The 24,752-nt window shown below is 34.5% G+C and carries 21 protein-coding genes; 7 read left to right on the forward strand and 14 right to left on the reverse strand.

The window, feature by feature from the left end; all coding sequences use genetic code 11:
• Positions 1-475 precede the first annotated feature (475 nt).
• The 3 genes from J3U24_RS09735 to syd all read right to left on the reverse strand — a co-directional run bounded on the left by J3U24_RS09735 (position 476) and on the right by syd (position 3,018).
• Positions 476-1,063: a hypothetical protein gene (locus J3U24_RS09735; protein WP_267337679.1), complete on the reverse strand. Its 588-nt coding sequence runs from the start codon at positions 1,061-1,063 to the stop codon at positions 476-478.
• Between the two features lie 99 nt (positions 1,064-1,162).
• Positions 1,163-2,338: an aromatic amino acid transaminase gene (locus J3U24_RS09740; protein ID WP_267337678.1), complete on the reverse strand. Its 1,176-nt coding sequence runs from the start codon at positions 2,336-2,338 to the stop codon at positions 1,163-1,165.
• Positions 2,339-2,466: 128 nt separating this feature from the next.
• Entirely contained in the window at positions 2,467-3,018 is a 552-nt protein-coding gene (gene syd, locus J3U24_RS09745; RefSeq protein ID WP_267337677.1) for a SecY-interacting protein, read from the reverse strand.
• 700 nt (positions 3,019-3,718) lie between these two features.
• Here syd and rne point away from each other — a divergent pair.
• From rne to metA, 6 genes are all read left to right on the forward strand, one after another.
• A complete protein-coding gene (gene rne, locus J3U24_RS09750) occupies positions 3,719-6,355 on the forward strand; it encodes a ribonuclease E (protein WP_267337676.1) in 2,637 nt (878 codons plus the stop codon).
• Between the two features lie 63 nt (positions 6,356-6,418).
• The gene (locus J3U24_RS09755) at positions 6,419-7,348 is read left to right on the forward strand and encodes an ABC transporter permease subunit (protein ID WP_267337675.1); all 930 of its coding nucleotides are present in this window, start codon (positions 6,419-6,421) and stop codon (positions 7,346-7,348) included.
• On the forward strand, positions 7,341-8,201 hold the full coding sequence (locus J3U24_RS09760; RefSeq protein WP_267337674.1) for an ABC transporter permease subunit: 861 nt from the start codon (positions 7,341-7,343) through the stop codon (positions 8,199-8,201). Before J3U24_RS09755 ends, J3U24_RS09760 begins: the two co-directional genes overlap by 8 nt.
• Before the next feature lie 2 nt (positions 8,202-8,203).
• Positions 8,204-9,193 carry a putrescine export ABC transporter ATP-binding protein SapD gene (gene sapD, locus J3U24_RS09765; protein WP_065561781.1) on the forward strand — a complete coding sequence of 330 codons (990 nt, stop codon included), beginning with the start codon at positions 8,204-8,206 and terminating at the stop codon, positions 9,191-9,193.
• Positions 9,194-9,208: 15 nt separating this feature from the next.
• Positions 9,209-10,021 carry an ATP-binding cassette domain-containing protein gene (locus J3U24_RS09770; protein WP_065561782.1) on the forward strand — a complete coding sequence of 271 codons (813 nt, stop codon included), beginning with the start codon at positions 9,209-9,211 and terminating at the stop codon, positions 10,019-10,021.
• A 208-nt stretch (positions 10,022-10,229) separates the two neighbouring features.
• Positions 10,230-11,162: a homoserine O-acetyltransferase MetA gene (gene metA, locus J3U24_RS09775; protein WP_065735239.1), complete on the forward strand. Its 933-nt coding sequence runs from the start codon at positions 10,230-10,232 to the stop codon at positions 11,160-11,162.
• Between the two features lie 626 nt (positions 11,163-11,788).
• Here metA and J3U24_RS09780 read toward each other — a convergent pair.
• The 10 genes from J3U24_RS09780 to J3U24_RS09825 form a co-directional block, all read right to left on the reverse strand.
• Positions 11,789-11,989: a hypothetical protein gene (locus tag J3U24_RS09780; RefSeq protein WP_065735238.1), complete on the reverse strand. Its 201-nt coding sequence runs from the start codon at positions 11,987-11,989 to the stop codon at positions 11,789-11,791.
• 46 nt (positions 11,990-12,035) lie between these two features.
• Positions 12,036-12,815: a class I SAM-dependent methyltransferase gene (locus tag J3U24_RS09785; protein WP_065735237.1), complete on the reverse strand. Its 780-nt coding sequence runs from the start codon at positions 12,813-12,815 to the stop codon at positions 12,036-12,038.
• Between the two features lie 15 nt (positions 12,816-12,830).
• The gene (gene larB / locus J3U24_RS09790) at positions 12,831-13,508 is read right to left on the reverse strand and encodes a nickel pincer cofactor biosynthesis protein LarB (RefSeq protein WP_065735236.1); all 678 of its coding nucleotides are present in this window, start codon (positions 13,506-13,508) and stop codon (positions 12,831-12,833) included.
• A 25-nt stretch (positions 13,509-13,533) separates the two neighbouring features.
• A complete protein-coding gene (locus J3U24_RS09795; RefSeq protein WP_081303431.1) occupies positions 13,534-14,355 on the reverse strand; it encodes a hypothetical protein in 822 nt (273 codons plus the stop codon).
• Positions 14,352-15,671, reverse strand: a complete 1,320-nt coding sequence (locus J3U24_RS09800; protein ID WP_065735235.1) for a LarC family nickel insertion protein — start codon at positions 15,669-15,671, stop codon at positions 14,352-14,354. Before J3U24_RS09800 ends, J3U24_RS09795 begins: the two co-directional genes overlap by 4 nt.
• A gap of 126 nt (positions 15,672-15,797) precedes the next feature.
• Positions 15,798-17,075 carry an MFS transporter gene (locus tag J3U24_RS09805; RefSeq protein WP_065735234.1) on the reverse strand — a complete coding sequence of 426 codons (1,278 nt, stop codon included), beginning with the start codon at positions 17,073-17,075 and terminating at the stop codon, positions 15,798-15,800.
• A gap of 80 nt (positions 17,076-17,155) precedes the next feature.
• Positions 17,156-18,454 (reverse strand): lactate racemase domain-containing protein, encoded by a 1,299-nt coding sequence (locus J3U24_RS09810; protein WP_065735233.1) that lies wholly within the window; start codon positions 18,452-18,454, stop codon positions 17,156-17,158.
• A 45-nt stretch (positions 18,455-18,499) separates the two neighbouring features.
• Positions 18,500-20,017, reverse strand: a complete 1,518-nt coding sequence (locus J3U24_RS09815; protein WP_267337671.1) for a UxaA family hydrolase — start codon at positions 20,015-20,017, stop codon at positions 18,500-18,502.
• A 51-nt stretch (positions 20,018-20,068) separates the two neighbouring features.
• A complete protein-coding gene (locus J3U24_RS09820; RefSeq protein WP_065735232.1) occupies positions 20,069-21,589 on the reverse strand; it encodes a UxaA family hydrolase in 1,521 nt (506 codons plus the stop codon).
• Between the two features lie 33 nt (positions 21,590-21,622).
• The gene (locus J3U24_RS09825; protein WP_267337669.1) at positions 21,623-22,528 is read right to left on the reverse strand and encodes a dihydrodipicolinate synthase family protein; all 906 of its coding nucleotides are present in this window, start codon (positions 22,526-22,528) and stop codon (positions 21,623-21,625) included.
• Between the two features lie 221 nt (positions 22,529-22,749).
• Between J3U24_RS09825 and J3U24_RS09830 the strand changes: the two genes are divergently transcribed.
• Positions 22,750-23,892, forward strand: a complete 1,143-nt coding sequence (locus J3U24_RS09830) for an iron-containing alcohol dehydrogenase (RefSeq protein WP_065735230.1) — start codon at positions 22,750-22,752, stop codon at positions 23,890-23,892.
• A gap of 57 nt (positions 23,893-23,949) precedes the next feature.
• On the opposite strand, the gene J3U24_RS09835 is transcribed toward J3U24_RS09830, so the two are convergent.
• A complete protein-coding gene (locus J3U24_RS09835; RefSeq protein ID WP_267331004.1) occupies positions 23,950-24,699 on the reverse strand; it encodes an IclR family transcriptional regulator in 750 nt (249 codons plus the stop codon).
• Positions 24,700-24,752 lie beyond the last annotated feature (53 nt).

Below are 24,752 nucleotides of genomic sequence, written 5' to 3' on the forward strand. Positions count from 1 at the left end.
CCCTCAATAATTATTCTCTACTCTGTTTAATAATTATTCATAATAATTCAATCATCGTCTAATAATCAGTTTGTCTATTGATATAACAAAATGGAATAAAAACGTTGAGTTTTAGCTCATTTTGGTTTCAACCGAACCATTATTGCCAATTATTGATGAACTGGTTGGATTTTGGGTTGATACTCCATATCAATTTATATATTTGCTATCAGACGACTACTTAAGTGGGGATTTATAAAAGTGAATAAAAATAAGAATTAGACTTTATATAATTAAAAGATAATCGATAATTATTTGTGTTAGCTCAGTATGTTTAACTTCATTTTGTTACACTTATTTATCTTTGCATTAAAATAATTTAGCACGGATAATATTCAGGCTACTGCTTGATGAATCGGTAAATAGTATGATTCACTGTTTTTGATGATGATTCTTGACAGCAATAGAATAGACGATATTGCTGTCATACTTAGTTCTATGGTGCAATATGCAATTCTAATTTTGCTTTCCAGTTTCTGGCATCATTGCCATTTTTTATCGGAATTGAAATTCTTGGCATATTAAAATCATTGGTAAAAAGTATTAAACTATAATATTCTTTTTCTTTATAATGCGTTTTTGCTGAATTTCTATTACCCTCTGTTTTAGCTACCGTTTTTGTCGTTACTTCCAGTTCAACATTTCTGAAAAAATCATGATGAACACTAGCATATATATTTGCAACTGGATTCACAAAATAAAAAGTCTTACTATTGGGATAATATATAACAGAAGTTGCATTTATTTTTCCTATAGTAAGATCAGGCGTCCAACTCATATTTAAATTTTTTGCTAAAAATTTTATTTTATTTGAGTTTTTTAGATTTATATAAATACTAAGTATGAAAGTCACGACAAAAATCACAAAGAAAAGATAACCGATATTCCTTAGTATATTTGAACTAACAAAGAGATTAACGAATAATATAATTAGAGAGATAAAAAAATAAAAAAATTTTGCGTTAATTAAACCAATAATTATCGAACCCGCATTTAAAACTGAGCGTAAATCTTTACTAATCATTTTACAATCCTTGATGCTTTAAATAAAAAATGCCTATATATCATGATACAGCCCTTACAACTACAAATTAAATCGTCCAAAATTTTGCTAATAATATTTTTATAACACTTCAACTATTGATTCACAAAGTCTAGACATATTATCGATAGTCATTCCCGCAACATTGATACGACCTGAATTGACCATATAGATGCCATACTCATCACGCAATTTTATTACCTGTTCTTCACTTAAACCACTAAATGAGAACATACCATTTTGTTTAGCAATAAAGCTGAAGTCTTGGTTAGCACTTTTATCTTGTAGTGTTTTTACAAATAACTGTCGCATACGATGAATGCGTTGGCGCATACTGGTTAATTCGTCAATCCACTCTTCTTTTAGCTCATCATTATTTAAAATATAAGAGACAATTTTGGCACCATGTGCTGGTGGATTAGAGTAATTGGCTCTAATAATAGTTTTTACTTGACTAAATGCTCGATCGGCAATTTCGCTATCAGCAGCAATTAAAGTAAATGCCCCAACACGTTCATTATAAAGTCCAAAGTTTTTTGAGTAAGAACTAGCAATTAGGAGTTCTGGTTGGTTATTGGCAAATAGTCTAAGTCCATATACATCTTCTTCTATTCCTTGTCCAAATCCTTGATAAGCTAAGTCGAATAGTGGTAACCAACCGTTTTTTAACGCTAATTCCGAAATAGCTTGCCATTGTTCAGGCGTTGGATCGATACCAGTTGGGTTGTGGCAGCAGCCATGAAATAGTACCGCATCACCAGCGACAACTTGACTTAAATCAGTCATTAAACCATCAAAATCTAGGTCTCGCGTTAATGGATTGTAGTAACGATATTCACGAACTTCTAAGCCTGCGGTTTGAAATACGCTACGATGATTAGGCCAAGATGGATTACTTATCCATACTCGTTTTACTTTGGTACGTCGAGATAAAAAATCAGCCATAATTCGTAATGCACCAGTGCCTCCAGGTGCTTGAGCTGTTCTAGCTCGTTGATTTTCAGTACCAAATAGTAGAATTTGGGTAGCATTATTAAATGAGTTAAGACCATCAATTGGTAAATAACTTTTTGTGATTTCATCATTTAAAATCAGATGCTCAGCTTTTTTTACACTTTCTAAAATAGGTGTTTTGGTCGTCTCGTCTTTATAAACACCAACACTTAAATTGATTTTGTTAGTGCGTTCGTCCTTGTTATAAAGATCCGCTAAACCTAAAATGGGATCTGCAGGCGCTGCTAATAAATATTCAAACATAATATACCTATTTCTTTTTTTGAGCTTCAATGCATTATATACACATTGTTTGGCAAGTTACAATTTCGTTAACAATCAGGCTTCGAAGCAATAATTTTACCACTATTGGTGTTTTCAAATACAAATTGTTAACTTTCAATTTCAAGTTTTTCAAGAAATGATTTTAAATCAGGTGCCAATGTGATTAATTGTCCTGTTATTAAATCTTCTTTAACAATTTCAGCAGTTAAATTATTTATTGCAATAATTTCAGTGTCCTTATTAGTTGAGCCAATAAAAAGAGTCGGATGGCGTTTTAATTTTTTTTGCTGTGATAAATGCGCAATTAAATTCTGCTCTAAATTAGAGAAGTCGTCATCACTCCATGGTTGAAGTAAAATTACATCAATATCGGCAAACTTTGCAGCCATATTAGCCGCATATTGTGTGCCATAATAAATATGAGCGCTTTGATGTATTTTTATATTAATTACTTGTTCAACGATGGTTAAATTTCTTGGTGGAATAAGTAAATAAGGCTGCCAATAAACAGTAAGATTTTCGGTTTTTGTAATACAAGGAGAAGGTAATGAATGTAACTCTTCACTTTTGGGTGCACCATCAAATTGAGCAATCCAACGATGGGTAAAATCAATTAAGGCAATTTTTTCAGGTAATTCCATAGATAAATATTCGTTCATTTTGTAAGCAAATCTAAATTATATTATACGGATAAAATTGGGATATGCACCTGTGTTAATGTTAGGTTTGTAAATTACTAAAATAGGTCATAAAACTATCAGTAATGATGTGGAAAATTTAGACAAAATCAAATTTAGAAAACTAGCGACTAATGCTGCATTTTATTATACTTTTAGCCTATTTTATTGAGCGTTTAAAATTAATACTTAATTGTTTATAAAATAATCACTTTAATTTACTTGCTATCCTCTGCTGAAACGTGAATAATAGACAAGGATAATTTATCCTTGTAATGCAGCAATGGCGTTAGACATTACAGTTTGTCAAAATAAAATAGCGTAAGTAGAATTATTATAATTAATTAATATGTTTATTTTAAACAATCATATAAAGATTTAGTGGTTTGTTAAATTGTAGAAATTTGCAAACTCATCATTGAAATAATATCAATAATTGTATGTTTAGTGGTGTTCAAAAAGTATATAAGTGTTTTGAATGTAATATTACCTCTAAAAATGTATTGATGTTGTATATACGGATTTCACATAAAATAATAACAAAAATAACATAAATAAAATAATGAAATACTGTATACAAAATATTAAGTTAAGTACTATTGTTTATCATTGTTAAAATAAGCATTTATTAATAATAAGATTCTACCTACAGTTAATTTAGATTAATGAAGAGTGTAGAATAATGAAAAGAATGCTAATCAATGCAACCCAGCAAGAAGAGCTGCGAGTTGCCCTTGTTGATGGCCAACGCTTGTATGATTTAGATATCGAAAGCCTTGGTCACGAACAAAAAAAAGCCAATATATATAAAGGCAAAATCACTAAAATCAACCCTAGTTTAGAAGCCGCTTTTGTTTCATATGGTGGTGAGCGAGATGGTTTTTTACCATTAAAAGAGATCGCAGAAAGCTATTTCCCTTCAAATATTTCTGGTCGGCGTAGTATTAAACATCTGCAAGAAGGCCAAGAAGTTCTTATCCAAATTGAAAAAGAGATTCGTGGTAAAAAAGGTGCTGCTTTAACGACTTATATCAGTTTAGCCGGTAGCTATTTAGTATTAATGCCAAATGACCCAAGAGCAGGTGGGGTTTCGCGCCGTATTGAGGGAGAAGAGCGTGCAGATCTAAAAAGAGTTATCGATGCGCTAGAAAAACCAAAGGGCATGGGTGTAATAGCTAGAACAGCGGGTGTGGGTAAAAGCCAAGAAGAGTTACAACAGGATTTAAATGCGTTAGTTAATTATTGGACAGCGATTCAAAATGAGTCAAAAAATCATCCAGCACCAAGCTTAATTCATAAAGAAAGTGACATTATTACTCGAGCATTTCGTGATTATTTACGTGATGATGTGGGTGATATTCTTATTGATAATCCTAAAGTACTGGAAATTGCAAAAAAACGATTAGCTGATTTAGGTCGTGTTGAGTATGTTAGTCGTCTTAAACTTTATGAAGGTGATGTACCATTATTTAATCATTTTCAAATCGAAGGTCAGATTGAATCGGCATTCCAACGGGAAGTTCGCTTACCATCTGGTGGTTCGATTGTTATTGATGCAACTGAAGCATTAACTGCGATCGATATTAACTCAGCTAAATCTATTCGTGGTAGTGATATTGAAGAGACTGCATTTAATACTAATCTTGAAGCGGCAGAAGAGATTGCTCGCCAATTGCGATTACGTGATTTAGGTGGCTTGATTGTCATCGACTTTATTGATATGACGCCAATTCGTAATCAACGTGAAGTGGAAAATCGCTTAAAAGAAGCGATGAAAACCGATCGAGCAAGAATCCAAACCACTCGTATTTCCCGTTTTGGTTTGCTTGAAATGTCCCGTCAACGTTTAAGCCCATCTCTACGTGAAGCAACTCATCATATATGTCCTCGTTGTCAAGGAACAGGTACAGTTCGTGATAATAATTCATTATCACTTTCAATTCTTCGCTTAATTCAAGAAGAGGCGATGAAAGATAATACGGTTCAAATTGATGTGATTGTGCCAGTACCAATTGCTAGCTATTTGCTTAACGAAAAGCGCCGTGCGATTAATAATATCGAAAGAATGCATCCGGATGTTAAAATCGTCATTGCTGGCGATGAAGAAATGGAAACACCACTTTATAAAGTGATTCGTAAACGTAGTGGTGAAGAGACAGATGTATTAAGCTACAATTTACCTAAACTAATCCGTGAGCTTGAAGAGGAAGAAGAAGATCAAGTCGCTGAATTAGTGGTAGAGCAAGCTGTATTATCAGGTCCTAAAGTAGAAGCGAGTAAAGCATCTAAAGCGAAAAGTGAACCGAAAAAAGTTGAAAAATCTAGTGGCTTATTTGGTGGTTTATTTAAGAAAATTCGTCAGTTATTTGTTTCCGAAAAGGTAGAACCTAAACCAGAAGTTAAGCCTCAATCAAATAAAAAACGAGATAATCAACGCTCAAATAATCGACGTCAGCGTAATAATCGTAACAATTCAGCTGCAAATAATAATGTTGCAACTGATGAAGTTAAAGAGACTACACGCTCTAATCGTCGTACAAAACAAAATAATAATTCATCTAATGCTGCGAATAATATAAAAGCTGATAAAGTCGTTAATGAGGCGGCACAACCACCTAAGCAAAAAGAAGCGAAACCAAGACGTCAACAGCGTGCATTAACGAAGAGTGTTCGTGTTAAAAATAGTGATGTACCTGCTCAAGCTGAAAAAGTGTGTATCCCTACTTTATTATTGCCGGTTATTGTTCCTGAAACAGGCGATAATGCTGTAACTAACGATTCACAACCGAAGCGTCAACGAAGAACATCTCGTCATTTGCGTATGAATACACCACGGACTAAACGACGCGGTAAAAATAGCGAATTAAAACAGTCTGCAATGCCATTGCAATTTGCTGCTGCGTCATTAGAGCTTGCATTAGGCCGTGTATCGGTTGATTATAGTCAAGTTAGCCATGATGAATCGCTTAATGCTGTTCCAGTGATCCCTTCACTTTTATTACCAATCGTAATTAAAGATGATGTAGACATCGCTAAAAACGTAGTTGCTAGTGAATCTCAATCAAATATCACAACTCAAGCAAATATTGAGAAATCACCTACAACTCAGGTAACAACAGAATCTACAGCAGATCCTGCAGCGGGTTATTCATCATCAATAATGACTAAGGCTCCAGCTCCGGACTATGTGGAATCTGATAGTGGAATAAAAACACGAGAAGAGTTGGATTATCGTTATGACGGTAAAGGTAATGCTGGTGGATTAAGTGCTCAAGATCATGCTTATGCCGCAGCAAGTAAACCGGTCATACCTGAATAGCAGATAACTAAAACAACAGTGATGGATATCACTGTTGTTTTTAACTCATAATAAAGATAAACAATGATTTTCTATATTTTAAAAAAAATAGTGACGTTTTCATTTATTATCTGCGTACTGGCTCAGATCAGCTTTTGTCTGGTCTATTTTGATCCTCAATCTATTTTTAGTGATTTAACTTTTGTTGATGCCTATAATGCTTTTTTTAAACAATTACTACAAGGTCAATTTAGGTTAGCATCAGGTGAAACTTTACCATTTTTAGATACCTTATTAACAACGTTTGAACTTTGTATTTTAGCATTGCTTGTAGCTTTACTTATTGGATTACCTTTGGGTATTTTTCTAGGTTTAAGTAATATAAATTGGTTGAATACTACCATTCGTTTAGGCTGTTTAATCTTTTATTCTTGCCCGATTGTTATGCTCGCAACAATTGTAATGTTTTATCTTTCCTCGACAATGCCGATTTCAATGAACTTTGATATCGCACCATCAGTAACCGGTAGTTCTTTGTTAGATATTTTAATTTCATCAAGGCCAGATAAATTCACTGCATTGTTAGATCAGCTTCACTATTTACTTTTGCCAACAATTATTTTAGCTATTCAACCAAGTATTATGACCATTCAACTAGTTAGTGAAAATGTCAAAAATACTTCAAGACAAAATTATATTAAAATGGCAATTATCCGGGAACGTTCACCGTTTAAAGTGTTACGTCGACATTTATTACCAAATTCAATTCCGGCAACAATTCCACAATTGACATATAACACCACGACTTTATTATTTTTAACTATGGTTATTGAAATTTTATTCAATCGAGTTGGTTTAGGCCAATGGGTGATGATGGCTTATCGTAACCATAATTATTTTATTATTGCGATAGCAATTCTTGCGTGTGGAACAGTAATTAGTTTATTGACTTTATTAGGTGAGATAACAGCTATCGCTATTTATCCATTACGTCATAAGGAACATTATGTCTAGGATAATTTTGTTAGGTAAGCGAATAAATTCATGTTTCCAAAGACTTCATAGCAATTTATATCTGATCATGAGTTTTTATGGGGTTTTAGCAATTGCTTTTATTGCATTATCAACCAAATGGCTTTTCCATGCTCACTTGAACCCTATCTATGCAACTTCATTGCCTCCTGCTTGGTGGCCTAATGGAGATATTAATCACATATTAGGAACAACTGATCAAGGGCAAGATATTTTTGATTACTTATTAATTGGTTATCGGTCAACCATTTCAATGACTTTAAAAGCGGTTTTTTATGTCATCATAATCGGTGGAGTAATTAACTATTTAATGTTTTTTATTTCATTTATTAGGCCTTTTATTTTATTTATTTTTAGATTTTTTATGGTCGTTCCGCCATTACTTGGTGTAATTGTTATTAGCTTGTTATTGGAAGATGATATTACCAATATTTTAATTGTGATTGGTTTATCCTATTCACCGCGCTTTATTTATAATATCCATCAACGTGTTATTAAGGAATGGAATAAAACCTATATTACTGCGTATCGACTCGATGGATTATCCTCATTTTCTATCTTAAATCATTATATTATCCCTAATATTTTACCCGTTTATTTGGCTGAAATTGTTTCATTATTTGGTTCAGTTATTTTAGCGATAACAACAATTACCTTTTTGGGTTTTGCTAATGATTTTTCTCGGCCAGATTTAGGCATGATGATGTTTAAGATGAAAGATATGATGGATTTTAATTTGCTTGCTTTTTTAGCTCCGGGTATTGCTGTGTCTACTACAATTACTTTGGTTTATTTATTCAATTTTGGATTATTTGGCCAGCGAGTAGGACATTAATTATGGCATTATTAGACATTCGTAATTTAACTATTGAGTTTATTACTCCTGATGGCCTTTTACGCGCAATTGATCGCGTGAATTTGAAGCTGTCTGAAGGCGAAATTCGAGGTCTAGTTGGCGAGTCTGGTTCTGGTAAAAGTCTTATTGCTAAAGCTATATTGGGTGTAACAAATCATAATTGGAAAATATCTGCTGATCGTTTTCATTTTAATGATATCGATTTACTTAAATTGACACCAAAGCAACGTCGAAAAGTCATCAGTGACCATATTTCGATGATTTTCCAAGAACCGCAGTCTTGCTTGGATCCCTCAATGAAAATAGGGCAACAGTTAATCGAGGCTATCCCACGAAGAACCTTTAAAGGACATTGGTGGCAGCGTCTATTTTGGCGTAAACATCGAGCTGTTGAATTATTACATCGCGTTGGAATTAAAGATCATAAAGAAATCCTTAAATCATATCCTTTTGAATTAACGGAAGGTGAATGTCAAAAAGTGATGATTGCAATTGCATTAGCAAACCAACCTAAGTTACTTATTGCAGATGAACCAACTAATGCTATGGAAGCAACAACTGAAGCGCAAATCTTCAGGTTATTAGCGAGTATGAATCAGAATATGGGGACGACTATTTTACTTATTAGTCATGATTTACAAATGGTTACTCGCTGGACAGATCGTATCAATGTCCTTTATTGTGGACAAACCGTTGAGGTTGCGGATAGTGAAGATTTAATAAAATCGCCTTATCATCCTTATACTCAGGCATTGATTTATGCTATACCTGATTTTGGTAAAGCCATGCCACATAAAAGTCCATTGAACACGTTACCAGGGGTTATCCCTTCATTGGAGCATTTACCTATTGGTTGTCGATTAGGGCCACGATGCCCTTATGCTCAAAAAAAATGTATTCAAGCACCTGAACTTATTCTTATAAAAGATCATTCTGTGGCTTGCCATTTCCCATTAAATACTGATGAGTAAATACAGGAATAGTTAATGAACCCAATATTAAAAGTCCGAAATTTATCAAAACGATTTAAAATTCCTAAAGGACTCTTTGGTCATTTACAAATTGATGCCGTTAAACCATTATCGTTCTCGCTCAACGAAGGTAAAACACTTGCCATTATAGGGCAAAATGGTTCAGGAAAATCGACACTAGCCAAAATGCTGGTGGGTATGATAAAACCAGATAGTGGGGATATTTGGATTGACGGTAATAAAGTTGAATATGGTGATTTTGTTCATCGGTCACAACTTATTAGAATGATTTTTCAACATGTTGAAAGCTCTTTTGACCCAAGACTTCGTATTGGTCAATTACTTGAAATTCCACTTAAACGCAATAGCAATTATAGCGCTCTTGAACGAGAAAAATTGATTAGTGATGTTTTAAAACAAGTAGGCTTACTGCCTGAACATGCTTCTTATTATCCATCAGTGATGGCAGCAGGGCAAAAACAACGCGTCGCATTGGCTAGGGCCTTAATTCTGAAACCCAAAGTTATTATTCTCGATGAAGCTTTAGCTGCGTTAGATATTTCAATGCGTTCACAGATTGTTAATTTGATGTTGTCTTTACAAGAAGAACAGAATATTTCTTATGTCTATGTAACTCAAGATATTGGTATGATGAAACATATCAGTGACCAAATTTTAGTTATGCATAATGGTGATTTAGTTGAATATGGTAATACTGCTGAAGTCTTAGCTTCGCCATTAAGCGAAATCACACAAAAACTGATTAATAGCTATTTTGGTGAGGCTTTAACCGCAGATACTTGGCGGACCGATACTCGAATCATTTAAATTTTATTTTTACTATTTATATTACTATCATCACACTTATTTGTTAATTCATTTAATCTGCTATTGTTCTGATTTTGTTTAAAATATTATATCTATTTTTTCTAACAAAACGCTCGACAATCTTTCTAAAAAACACTATATTTAGCTATATGGATTTCTAGACGTCTATTTAAAATGTTATAAAAAGTAATTAATAGGAGCTTTTAATATGCCTATATGTATTCCAGATTCATTACCGGCAGTAGATGTGTTACGTAATGAAAATGTATTTGTGATGACTTCAACTCGTGCTAATACTCAAGAAATTCGTCCACTAAAGCTTCTCTTCTTAAATTTAATGCCTAAAAAGATCGAAACTGAAAATCAGTTTTTACGTTTGCTTTCCAATTCATCTTTACAAGTCAATATTCAACTCTTGCGTATTGATCAACGTGAATCCAAAAATACCCCTGTAGAGCATTTAAATAGCTTTTATTGTGATTTTGAAGATATTCGTGAGCAGAATTTTGATGGTCTTATCATAACTGGCGCACCATTAGGTAAAGTCGCATTTTCAGATGTAGTGTATTGGCCAAAATTAGCTGAAATAATTACTTGGGCTAAAGATCATGTTACTTCAACAATGTTTGTTTGCTGGGCTGTACAAGCTGCATTAAATGTACTCTATGATATGCCAAAATTTACTCGCTCACAAAAATTGTCAGGCGTCTATCAACATCAAATCATACAACCTAATGCACTTTTAACTCGAGGTTTTGACGATACTTTTTTAGCGCCACATTCACGTAATGCTGATTTTCCAATAGATAAAATTAAAAGTTATACTGATTTGACGATTTTAGCTGAATCAGATTTAACCGGTCCATATTTGATGGCAACTGCGGATAAACGTATGGCTTTTGTAACAGGGCATCCAGAATATGACTCCTTCACCTTAGCTAATGAATATAATCGAGATTTGAAAGCTGGAATAAATCCGGAAATTCCTTACAATTATTTTCCTGAAAATAACCCAAATTTAACGCCAAAAGCCACATGGCGAAGCCATGCTTATTTATTATTTAGTAACTGGCTCAATTATTATGTTTATCAATTAACACCATTTGATTTAACAACTCGCAATTTGACAATTGATGATTAAATGATGGGATAATTGACTTAGTAAATCTCCAAATTGAGTTTGAGTACCAAATTTATCTTTTATATTGAAATTATGTTAACCGTTACAAGCCTACTAAAATAGTGTGTTAAAATTCATTGAGTAGGCTTTTAGTATAATCACTGGTACTTGTGATAGTTGCGTTGTAGGGATTTGTTTAATCAGCTCGTCTTGATATAAAAAGCAATAGATTGACTAAGATAAGTTACAGCGTGTAGATCATGCGAGAGAAATAACTCAGTCAAAACTCTTATAGTAGTGATTTCAGTAGATCTAAGCTCTTGAGTTGATGAACAACATCAAGGGAGCGGATAGGTTCATAAAGAACAATTAATGATGGATAGCTGTTAAATTCTACACCATTTAATTGTTTATTAAATAATACGTTAATTATTGTATATAAACCACTTCGTTTGCTAGCATGGTTAATACCTGTTTATATGATTGTTAGTGTAAATTATCATCTGGCGTAATGAATAAAGTTGAAATCCATTTATCCAACTTTTTTGGGGTAATCCAAGTTGGACATGATAATCAGCATGAGTAGGTACTCAAAATGGTGAAACATAAGATTGAGGGTCTCAAGGTTTACTTCAAGATACAATATATTAAATATCAAAACCACTGGCGCGTTGCAAATCTAAGTAAATCTGTTTTTCTTCACCTTGTAATATAAGCTCAGCACCAATGGCTTTTAAATCAGTTTGTATTGCTTGAGACAAGGTTTTATTAATCGCATTTTTAATAATAAAATTAAGTGTAATTTGTAGTCTTTGTCCGTTTTTTTCGCTATAAAGAGTATGAAGCATTTTATATAGTATGAATTAATAAAAATTTTCATAGTTATTATGCCTATTACTCTTTTTCTGCTCTGATCATAAACATTGGGGTAGAATGATAATTGATCTGCTCAATTTTATCCCAAACATTTTTTGATATATCAGTATCAATAAAGACTTTTTTATAACCAATTGACAGTAAGGTATTAACATCCCATTGCGGTCTAATCTCTTGGCTTAATGGTAGTAATCTTGCAATGCGTTCCATCTCTTCGGTATCTGTTTGTACATAATGATCGTCTATATCTTGATTAGCCGTATTACGTCTGTCTCGTTTATATTGAAAATAGCGGTATTTATCAAACAAAAATAGATACCAGTTCGCATCAAAATTAAGTAATCGACCTCCTGAATTTAATACCCGATACCACTCTTGATAAGCTAATGTAGGGTTATTTAAGTTCCATGTGACATTCCGTAATACAATTAAATCAAAACTATTATCCTCGAATGGCAAGCATTGTACATCAGATAACACAAAATTAACCTCCACGCCATATTGTGTGGCGTTGTTTTGTGCTTGAACTAACATAGCTTCAGTCACATCAACTGCCGTTACATTATGATCGGCTAACGCTAGTATGATAGCCAAAAAACCAGGACCGGTTCCTACATCTAAAATGCGTAATTTTTCTTTTTTAGGGGCATGAGTTAAAATTAAATTTTGCCAAATAGTTCTTTTTTGTGTTGCCAGTTCTTCTTGATTAGTTTGACTATATCCTAGGGCTCGATTGGTCCAATAAATGATAAGATCTTTTACAATGTCCTCATCGCTATTGTTATATGGTTGTAACACTCGCTTTTCTCGCTTCTATATATTGTTTTTAATTATTTTTTTGTAAATTTTGATTGCTGCACAAGCAGCACCATATCCATTATCGATATTCATTGTCATAATTCCTCCGGTACAACTTGATAAACAAGCGTTAAGAGCAACATGACCTCCTGCGGCAACACCATAACCAATAGAGGTAGGAACGGCAATAATAGGGGTATCAATTAAACCAGCTAAAACAGTAGGTAAAGCTGCTTCCATACCTGCAATAGCAATAATTATATTGTAGGTTTGTAATTGGGGTAATTGTTGTTGCAGGCGCCATAATCCCGCAACACCAATATCTTGAAATAGATCGACTTTTATTCCGTGATAATTTAACGTCAGTTTTGTTTCTTCACAAATTGGGGCATCAGATGAGCCGGCAGAAACAATGGCAATATGGGTTGATTCCTCTTCAATTAATGGTTTTGGTGAACCAAATACAGCACATTGACAATTTTCATGATAATTGATTTTTGCTTGCCAATTGGGTTTTAAACGCTGATATTTTTGACTCGTTAAACGAGTAAACAGTAATGATTGTTGATTTTGCTTAGCAAGTGATAATATCGTTTCGAGTTGTTCAACTGTTTTATACTGGCAAAATACAGCTTCTGAGATGCCACATCGTTGAGGACGCTCAAAGTCCATGATAATATCCGGTGTTTTCATTTTTTATTGCTTCCTTTAATAATTATTAGATATTTTTTACCCCGATAAAAGCACTACCTTTTTTATAGGTTGAAATTTGAACATTATGAGAGATAGCTAGAGGTTCTATAATCAGTTTTATTTTGTTAACCAGTGAATCTTTTTGATGATCGGATAACTGATTAAAAAGGAGGGGTTCTAGCTCAAGTTCAACTTTATCATTACGTATTCTAAAACGAACAAGATCCGTTTTTAGTTCTGAACGAACAAAGTTTTCAACGTGATCGACCGCTTGTAGATAATCCGGGTAGATTTTAATCCCTGTCTCAATTCGGCTTGATAGGCAAGGGGATGCTGGAATATCTTTTAAATCATTGAGTTGTAGATGCTCAACCATCTTACGTATCATTATTTTATCAATCTTGAGTTCAACATAAGGTTGTCTTACATTTTGTTCTTTCGCAGCAATTAAACCCGGTCGATAATCGCCTAAATCATCTTGATTGGTTCCAGTGATTAGCACTCCATGATGTAACTTTTTAAGACGATCAAACAAACAACTTTTACAGTAATAACATCGATTCACCGGATTGTTTTGGTAAGATTCATTATCTAGCTCCCCTGCTTTTATAAATTCGATATGCCAACGATATTTTTGTGCATAATTTCTAACTCGTTTAGCATCTAATGTTGGAACCGAAAGCGAAGTTGAATGTGCAATAAGTGCATTTTGTCCCAATGTATTGTGAGCAATATAAGCAAGTAACATACTATCTATACCACCACTGGTCGCAATGGTACATTTTTTTATTTTTTTAAACCATGATGTAAGAATTAAAATAGTTTCTTCAATATCTTGATTAGTCATGATTTGATATCCTTCTCATTCGGCTTTTCATGATGACTTAATTGCTTGGTATAGGTATTTAGCGCAGATTGTTCAAATTTATATTTTATATTTTGACGCTCGGCATAGGATGTTTCTAGTAATTGAATACAGTCAGACTCTAATTTTGCAGTGAAGTTGTGATTGGGTCGGGCAGCAATTTTAATCGGCCAGGATTGTTGATCTGCATTTATCGTGATTTGTTCTCTTGGTAGTTTAGAACGCTTAACTTGCCAATACCTTACACCTAGAGTTGTTGTTTCAGTAAATAGTTGAAGACATATATCAGTTAATTTATCTGGCTGGCACAGTATTTCTATTCTGCTCATCCAACGTCCTTTTTTGCCTTTTATTTGTTGACTGACTAAATCAAGCACCCCCGATGATAATCTTAATTTATCTTCAGATATTGCCAGGCTTTCAGCGGTCATATCATCAATATCACACTGAATAATATAGACACTATCATGTTCTAAATTTGTTTGGGGGTTAGTGGTAAAAACGTTTGCCCGCATTATATTAGGTTTTTGTTTAAAAGACCGATTACCACAACCATAACCACTTTTAATGAACGTACCATTTATAGGGCCAGGACAATGTTGCATAATCCAAGCTAGAATAGCAGCCCCAGTTGGTGTAATTCGTTCACCGATTTCATCATCATAAGTCCACTGAAAATTGGTGAGTATCTTTAAAGTTGCTGGCGCGGGTACAGGTAAAGTGCCATGTGAGCACTTTATTGTGCCTTGCCCCCAAGGTAGGGCAGAGCAAGACCAACTCGATACGTTGCTCTGAGTGATCAGAAATGCCGCTGCAATAATATCGATAATAGCATCATCCGCGCCGACTTCATGTAATCCTATATTTTCTAGTGTAATGCCGTGTACTTCGCTTTCAGCTTTAGCCAAAATGGTATAAATTGCTTTAGTGCATTGGTAAATCTTATCATTATCTTTAATTTGATCTAATTTTGTTAAAATCTCTTGCCAGCTATAATGTTCATGCTGATCGTTCATTAATAATCTATTTTTTATTATTGAGTGAGATTGATCGTTTAATGGCTTCAAAATGAGATGTTGGGTATCCTCGATTGCTTGTTGATTTTTCAAGATAATAAATTGTTTACCCAAGATCTCTTTTTGTCGTGTAGCCTTTATTTCGAGTTGATATTTTTTAAAAATAGCTAATGAAGATAAAAATGTACGTAATGGGGTTTCCAGTTCAGGAAATGCATCTAGCATTGCTGAACAGAACATATCTCCAGCTATACCGCCCACTATGTCTAGATGAATATGCATTATGTAACCTTTCAGATTTTTCTAAAATACAATGTACTTAACATTAATTCTAAATACATTGTATTAGTTATACTAGTTACTTCGATCGTATATTAATTAATTTATTGATTATTTTACTAATAGTTTCTACTCACTTGTACCCACATTTTTCGGTAAAATGAAAATCAGGATTGAACCAATTACCACAACTAGACCGATTGACAATAAACCAGCTGCAGGAGTACCTACAACATTTTCAGAGTGTTGTCTTAAAATAGGGGCTCCAAAACTAAACAGTGCACCAAACATATTGACAAATCCAATACCAGCAGCTAACGCGTTACCCGTTAAAATTGATGAAGGCATGATCCAGAAAATAGGTTGGCAGGCAAAATAAGCCGTACCGGCAATGCATAAGGCAATAATGGCTGGTATAGGGCCAACGTAAGCAGATAAACCTAATGCAACTCCGCCTACTAATAATGTGACTGCACAGGTATTACGTCTCTCTTGAACTCTATCTGAGTATCGAGGTATAAAAAATGTCCCTAATAATGCACATAACCATGGTAGTGAAGTGACGAGAGAAGTCATAAAGTTAACTTTACTTGACATAATACTGGCCACTTGGCTTGGTAAAAAGAAGATAAGTCCATATACACCACATTGAATACAACCATAAATAATAGCAAAGTGCCATATTCTTGGGTTTTTCAATGCATCCATAAGTTTAGCTGACGCTGCTTTTTTATTGTTCTCTTCTGATAGCATTTGATTAGCTAGTAAGGTTTTTTCTTCTTTAGAGAGGAATCTAGCGGTTGCAGGAGTGTCATCTAAATAGAAGAATGTCCAAATACCTGCAATAAATGCTAATGCACCTTCAATTACAAACATCCAAAACCATCCCGGATGACCAAGGAAACCATGTAATTCTAAAAGAGCACCAGAAAGCGGTGAACCAAATGCCATTGCCAAAGGCGCTCCCATATAAAACAATCCCATTACTGCTGCACGATTGGCTTGCGGGAACCATTGTGATGTTAAATAGATCATACCAGGAAAGAAACCAGCCTCGGTGATACCTAATAAAATACGAATGGTTAAGAATTTCGCTTCACTGTCGGCAAATCCCATACCAGCAGATAAAAGCCCCCAAGCTAAGGTTGTTGCACCGATCCAGTATCTGGCGCCAAACTTTTTTAAACATAAATTAGCTGGTGCACCTAAAAATGCGTATACTACGAAGAATAATCCAGCACCTAAAGCATAAGCTTCATTGCTTAAACCAATGTCAATTTGATAACTCTCTTTGGCGAAGCCGATATTTGAACGATCCAAAAATGCTAAGACGTAAAGTATTAACATAAAAGGAATTAAGCGAAGTTTTGTCTTTTTTATTACCGACAATAATGTAATATTACTCATAAGGGGACTCCCTAGCCTCGTTATATAGACTATATTAATTTTGTTATAATTTGATTGTTAAGCTGTTAGAAATTACATATCTATAAGTTAATTCCTATATCAGTTACATTGTTATTTTCATCAAATGCAATATATTCAGGCTCACTTAAAATCTCGATTTGTGCATTTGCTTTTGCATCTTCAAGCATATTTTCTGAGATATATAATTCATCGATATGTAAAGTGTTGGCAATCCTGATAATACGTGCTTCTTTTCGTCCATCTAAAATAATGCAGGTTTTAACAGCAGCTTGTATGGCTTGCTTATCATTAGCTAGTATTACCGGAACGTAACCGTCCTGGCTTAAGCGTGATGTAAGTACATTTGGGTATGTTTCAGGAAAATCGACTTTATCAAGTAAACGTTTTGTAGAGAAATCAGCAAATCCCATACCGGTTGCATTGCCGCCGCTTTTTTCATGAAGATCGAGTACCACTATTCTATCTGGGCGTATTGAGGCAATGGGTTGCATAAATGGTGTACAGGCTCTGCCTGTAACATGGCAATCCATACCTCCACCAGAGTAAATTTTACCCATTAAATCAACAATACAGATATCAACGTTATCAAACATTACTTTAGGAAAGTAAGTTTTTGATTTTGCCAGTAAGGCTTTTTCGCGTTCTTCAAGTTTATTAGCGGGGATAGCTTCAATGTCAACGACCTGATCAAAGGCATTTTCAATAGTGCCAATACCAAACAGGAAAGGAGTATTAGCGACTTTAATTCTTGCCATATTGACGATATTTTGCGCCATACAGCCAAAACCATAAGTGTGGCAGGAATCAGCACCTTTTTGTTTCGCAAATCCAATAGATAGCATTTTGATAATGCCACTTTCAATAGGTGCAGTAAATGCGTTGTGAGCTTTGATTCGGTTGATACAAATAATGCCATCAGCTTGCATCGCATTTTTATCCATTAATACTTCTAACCCGTTAGGTAGCTCTCCTACTTTTACTGTTTCCATCGAGGAACGTATTTCACAACCAAGAAACTCTTCTGTCATGCCTAATTTTTCTAAAACATGGATTTGTCCTTCAGCAGTGGCTCCTCCATGACTTCCCATTGCTGGTACACCATAAGGTTTAGCCCCTAAGGCTTTTAATTCATTAATTACAGCTCTTGCAATTAAGTCTATTTTAGCAACACCACGGCTACCTAAACCCACTGCAATCACCATATCTTTTTTTATTGTATTTTTTATTTCTGGTTTAGAAAATTCAATGTGAATTTTTTCATCAATATCCTGAATTTCAGCAGGCGATTCGAAGCGCTGTCTGATCCTTACCATTCTTGGTAGTTTTATATCATTGAGTAGTTCATCAACAAATGACATAGTTTTCTCCTAACTTGGAATATCATTAAAATTTAAAGCAATACATTACATAAAAGCGCCCATTTGCCATGGCACAAATTCCAAACTTCCATAACCAAATTTTTCACTTTTACTTTTTTCCCCTGATGCAAATTCAAGGAGCATTGAATATAGGCGTTCTCCTGCCTGAGCAATTGATTCATTTCCTTCGATAATATCTCCGCAATTCATATCCATATCTTCCTGTTGTCTGTTCCATAAGAAATTATTTGAAGCGACTTTTAGGGTGGGTGTTGGAGATGAACCTAGTGCTGAGCCTCGTCCAGTTGTAAAACAAAGAATATTAGCTCCACCTGCAATTTGGCCCGTTACAGCCATAGGATCAAATCCGGGCGTGTCCATAAACACTAATCCTTTACTTGTGACAGGTTCTGCATATTCATAAACAGCGACTAAATTTGATGTTCCTCCTTTTGTGATTGCTCCAAGTGATTTTTCTAAAATTGTGGTCAAACCACCGGCTTTATTTCCTACAGAAGGATTATTGTTAATTTCACTTTTATTTTGTTTACAATGCTCTTCCCACCATTTGATTCGTTGAATCAGTTTTTCACCAACTTGTTGAGATACGGCTCGTCGGGTGAGTAGATGCTCTGCGCCGTATATTTCGGGAGTTTCAGATAAAATAGCCGTTCCACCTTGTTGAATAATTTTATCTGCTACATAACCCAAAGTAGGGTTGGCTGATATACCCGAATAACCATCAGAACCACCACACTCTAAAGCGAGGATAAGTTCTGATACAGGGGTTTCTTTGCGTTGAACTTGATTGGCTATAGGTAACATTTCCTCAATAATTGATATAATTTTATCAATTGTTTTTTTGGAACCGCCTGTTTCTTGGATAGTTAGTGTGTGTAAATTTTCATTTTCAGTTAAATGAGCAAAATTCATCATATTTTTTATTTGTGATGATTCGCATCCGAGGCCAACAATAATCATACCTGCAAAAATAGGATGTGTTGCGTAACCTGATAAAGTTCTTCTCATATTCGTCATGGAAGGTCCGTCTTGTCCAATACCGCAACCAAAACTTTGAGGTAAAGCGATGACACCATCAACATTGGGGTAATTGACTAGTCCAACTTTGTTATAGTAAATTTCAACTGCCTTAGCTACAGTTGCACTACAATTTACTGACGACATTACCCCAATATAATTACGGGTAGCGATTTTGCCATTTTTTCTTCTGATACCTAAAAAAGTATCAATTTTATCTGCAGGGGGGAGTGTATGTACGTCTTTACCAAACGCATAGTCTTTATCAAAATTACCTACGCCAACGTTGTGAACATGGACATGTTCGCCTTTTAGAATCGGTTTTGTTGCAAATCCAAAGGTTTGTCCATAACGTTTGATTTGTGCTCCTTGTTCAATATTGCGAATAGCAATTTTATGACCTTCGGGTATGTTATTTAATACTACAAGCTCATTGGATAAACACGTTCCTTTGCTAATAGGAATTCTGGCTATAACAACGTCATCTTTCTCATTTAATTTAATTATAGGACTTATATTGCTCATTCATTACTTCTCTTTAATATGCACTGCTAATAGAGGTAAGATTATTCATATTTACATAATTGCACCCGGTTGCCATGGGACAAATTCAAGTGATCCATATCCAAATTTTTCACTTTTTGTTTTCTCACCAGAAGCGACAGCTAGTATCTTTTCAAAAATACGTTTACCTGCTTGCTCCAATGTTTCTTGTCCTTCGGCTACATCACCACAATTAATATCCATATCTTCTTCTTGGCGCCGCCATAAAAAATTATTAGAAGCAATTTTTATACACGGTGTTGGTTTTGAACCATAGGCTGACCCCCTCCCTGTGGTAAAACACATAATGTTTGCACCACCAGCAATTTGACCTGTACATGCAAATGCGTCATATCCTGGAGTGTCCATAAATACTAAACCTTTTGCGGTTACTGGTTCTGCATATTCATATACATCCATAAGATTTGTACTTCCTGCTTTACAAATAGCACCAAGCGATTTTTCAAGAATAGTTGTAAGTCCACCTTCTTTATTGCCTGCGGATGGATTGTTATTTAATTCTGCGTGGCATCTTTTGGCATAATCCTCCCACCATAAAATTCGATTAATAAGTTTTTCACCTACTTCTTTCGAGTCTGCCCGGCGAGTAAGGATATATTCAGCACCATAAATTTCAGGAGTTTCGGCGAGTATTGCTGTTCCACCTTGTTGTACAAGTAAATCAACAGCTACGCCAAGGGCTGGATTAGCAGAAATACCTGAGTAACTATCAGAACCACCACATTCAAGGGCTAAGACTAATTCCGATGCAGGTACCTCCTCTCTGGTGTATTGGTTTGCTTCATTTAACATGCTTTCAATAATAGAAATTCCTTTATCGAAAGTTTTTTGTGATCCACCAGTTTCTTGAATAGTCATATGTTGTAACATAGGACCTTCATTCAATTCTTTTACTTGGATAAGATCTTTGATTTGATTAGATTCACATCCAAGCCCAATTATTAAAATGCCAGCGAAATTTGGATGATTTGCATAACCACTCATTGTGCGTTGCATAATCTTCATCAAATCACCTTTCATATCCATGGCACAGCCAAAACTTTGTGGAAGCGCTACGATGCCATCTATATTTGGATAATCGTCTAATCCTTTTGCTTTAAAGTGATCTTCAAGGCGGCGTGCAACTGTTGCACTGCAGTTAACCGATGTCAATATGCCGATATAGTTACGAGTTGCTACTTTTCCATTTTTACGCTTATAGCCCATGAAAGTCCTTTTTTCACTGGCTTTTGGGGTTTCATTCTTATCTGCACAAAAGTCATATTCATGTCCATAATCACCCATTTTTAGATTATGTAAATGTATGTGTTCTCCTGCTTGGATATTGCAAATTGCATAACCTATAATTTGATTATAGCGTTTGATTGGTTGATTTTTTTCAATATTGTGTAGTGCTATTTTATGGCCTTCTTTAATATCAGCTAATACTGAAATATTTTTTTCTTGAATTACATACCCTTTGGTTACCGGAAAACGAGCTATGGCAACATCATCATTAGGATGAAGTATAATTACTTTAGATACTTCGCTCATAATTTGCTCCTAAAACTAATTAATAATAAATTCTTATAAAATTTTTGAATCAGATAATAATTTTTTAAGTATTTTCTTTTTATCGGAAGTTAATGGCATTACTGGAGCTAAAACTTCAGTTGATATTTTCACACCTGTTAGTTTGATTGCTTGTTTAATCACACCAAAGAAAGGGGTTTCAATGGCATAGATAGGCATCAATTTTGCTAATTGACGTTGTAATTTAAATGCTGTTTCATAATCTTTTTGTATGAACGCTTTATAAATTCCCTTAGTAATTTTAGGTGCAAAATTAAACGTTGCCGGAATACCACCATGACCACCTAAAATCAGCGTGTCTAGCATATATTCGTCAAAACCACTAAAGATGATAAAATCGGGTCGGAAAGAATGGACTTTGTTGATCACTTCTCGTGTATGGCTAATGTTATCAATAGTATCTTTTAGCCCGATGATATTTGGCAGATCCTTTGCCAACCGGGTAATTACATCAATACCAATGTCTTGACCAGTTAGTGCAGGAAAATTGTAAAGTAGGATCGGTATACTAATATTTTCAGCGACAGTTTTATAATGGTGATAAATTGCATCACTATTCAATAAGGCATAGTAAGGATTCACAACTAAAACAGCGTCCGCACCTATTTGAGCAGCATGTTGACCATATTCAATCGTTTCTTTGGTACTTGGGCTTGATATTCCAATCATAACGGGAATACGTTTATTGATATGCCTCACCGCAAATTCAGCGACTTCGAGCCTTAGTTTAGGTGGCATATGACAAAACTCACCACCGCTACCTAAAATCAAAACGCCATCCGCTTCATTTTTAATAAGATGATCTAATAGGTTGGCCATTCCTTTTTTATCTAGTTTTCCTTGTTTATTTACGATTGTCGGAACGGGAGGGAATATCCCTTTAAATTTTTCTATATTCATCTCTTCTCCTTGTTCACTGAGTAGAACATAATTTCTTTGTTGTGAACAAATTATTGGTGAAAAAATTTCGAATTGCAATCAATTAATACAAAAGAAAATTAATTTTGTGATCATTCTCTCATTGTAAAGATTATTTTTTTGGGTAGTTTATTTTTTCCGTATAATGAAATTGAGTTCTTTTCTGGGAATTTTTTAAAGTGTTATTAATTTAAGAGGTAAATATGATTTATTACATTCCACCCGTTAATTTATTAGGTAAAGGTTGCCTGTCTGAGTTAGGCGTACCAGTGAAAAAATTAAATTGCAAAAAAGCATTCGTTGTTAGTGATAAGTTTTTAATTGGTAATGGCACTGTAGATAGAGTAGTTGATATCTTAAAAAAAGAGGGTATTGAATCAGTTATTTTTTATGATGTGAAACCAAATCCAACGGTTGCCAATGTTGAAAATGCATTAAAATTATGTCAAGAATCAGAGTGTGATTTTATTGTATCAATCGGTGGAGGTTCACCTCAAGATTGTGGTAAAGCCGTTGCTGTTTTGGCCACTAACGGTGGCAAAATTACCGATTATGAAGGGATGCATAAAAGTAAACAAAAATGTTTACCTATTGTGGCAATAGCAACCACTGCAGGTACTTCTGCTGAAGTTACCATTAATTATGTTATTACCGATGAAAGTAGACATGTAAAAATGATTATGGTCGATCCCAATACGCTGGCATCAATAACCGTTAGCGATCCTGATTTAATGATTTCCAAACCTGCCAATTTAACCGCTGCAACAGGTATGGATGCGTTAACTCATGCAATTGAAGCGGTAGTTGCTAAAGGTGCGATGGATGTTACTGATTCAACCGCATTATATGCCATAGCTCAAACTTTTAAATATTTAGCCAGAGCAGTTAAAAACGGTAATGACATTCAAGCCAGAGAACAGATGAGTTATGCCTGCTTTTTAAATGGTATCGCTTTTAGTAATGCTGGGCTAGGTAATGTGCATGCTATGGCACATCAATTAGGTGGGCTTTATGATTTACCTCATGGTGTTTGTAATGCGATGCTATTGTCGGTAGTCGAAAAAGAAAATGCTAAACATGCACCACAAAAATTTAGAGTGATTGCTGAAACAATCGGGTTTGATACAAAAGATAGAAGTGATCAAGAATGTGTTGATTATGTGATAAAAAGAATTGAAGATTTAGCGCAAGAAGTCGGCATTCCTAAATCATTAAAGGAATTGGGGGTTAATAATCCTGATTTTGAATTATTGGCGGAAAATTCAATGAAAGATGCCTGTGCTGGTGCCAATCCCGTATTTTTTGATAAACAAAAACTTATTGAGCTATTTAAACAGATCGCTTAATAACTTCTTGAATAAAATAGTTAAAATAATATTGAATTATAATTATTCAATATTATTTTAAAACTTATTGGTTAACTGTTGGCAGGCTTTACGGACTAACTCTGAGTATTTTTCAATTTTATCAACCGGTAGTTGAAAAAGAACGCCGGAAATACTTATAGCCGCAATTGGTTCATGATTTTTATTAAATATCGGTGCTGCGATACAATGTACGCCTTTTACATCTTCCTGATTATCATAAGCCCAACCTTGCGACCGGATTTTAGCTAGCTCTTTTTTTAACTGTTTTTTGCTGGTTATAGTGGTATCGGTATATTTGGGCAATTTGTCTTCGGGTATCAGTTGATCGATTTTCTCATCAGGTAACCAAGCTATTAATGCTTTACCAATACCAGAACTATGTAATGGTAATTTTTTGCCAATCCAAGTACGAATACCAATAGCTTGGTCATTTTCAATTTTTGCAATATAGACAGAGTAAAGCCCATCAAGAACACCTAGATGACAGGTTAAGTTGGTCTGATCTCTTAATTTAGTCATCAATGGTTCTGCGATTTTTGTGATATCGAACTGTTCTAACGATTTGTCTCCCCATTCATGCAATTTTAGTCCAAGATAAAACTTATTTTGATCTTGACGTAAAATACCATGCATAACTAACGCATTAAGCAGTGTCGAAGTACTACTTTTAGGTAAATTAAGGTCTTGAAATATTTGACTAAAAGTTGCACCTTTATTTCCATCTAAATAATCACAAATGCGAACAATTTTATCCAAGGCTGGTACTAGAGTCTGAATATTTGGCATGAAATATCCTAATATAATAATGTAAGAAATTTATTTAGTTTATTGGTTCTAAT

The organism is Gilliamella sp. B2785 (assembly GCF_026537005.1).
Taxonomy (GTDB): domain Bacteria; phylum Pseudomonadota; class Gammaproteobacteria; order Enterobacterales; family Orbaceae; genus Gilliamella; species Gilliamella apicola_E.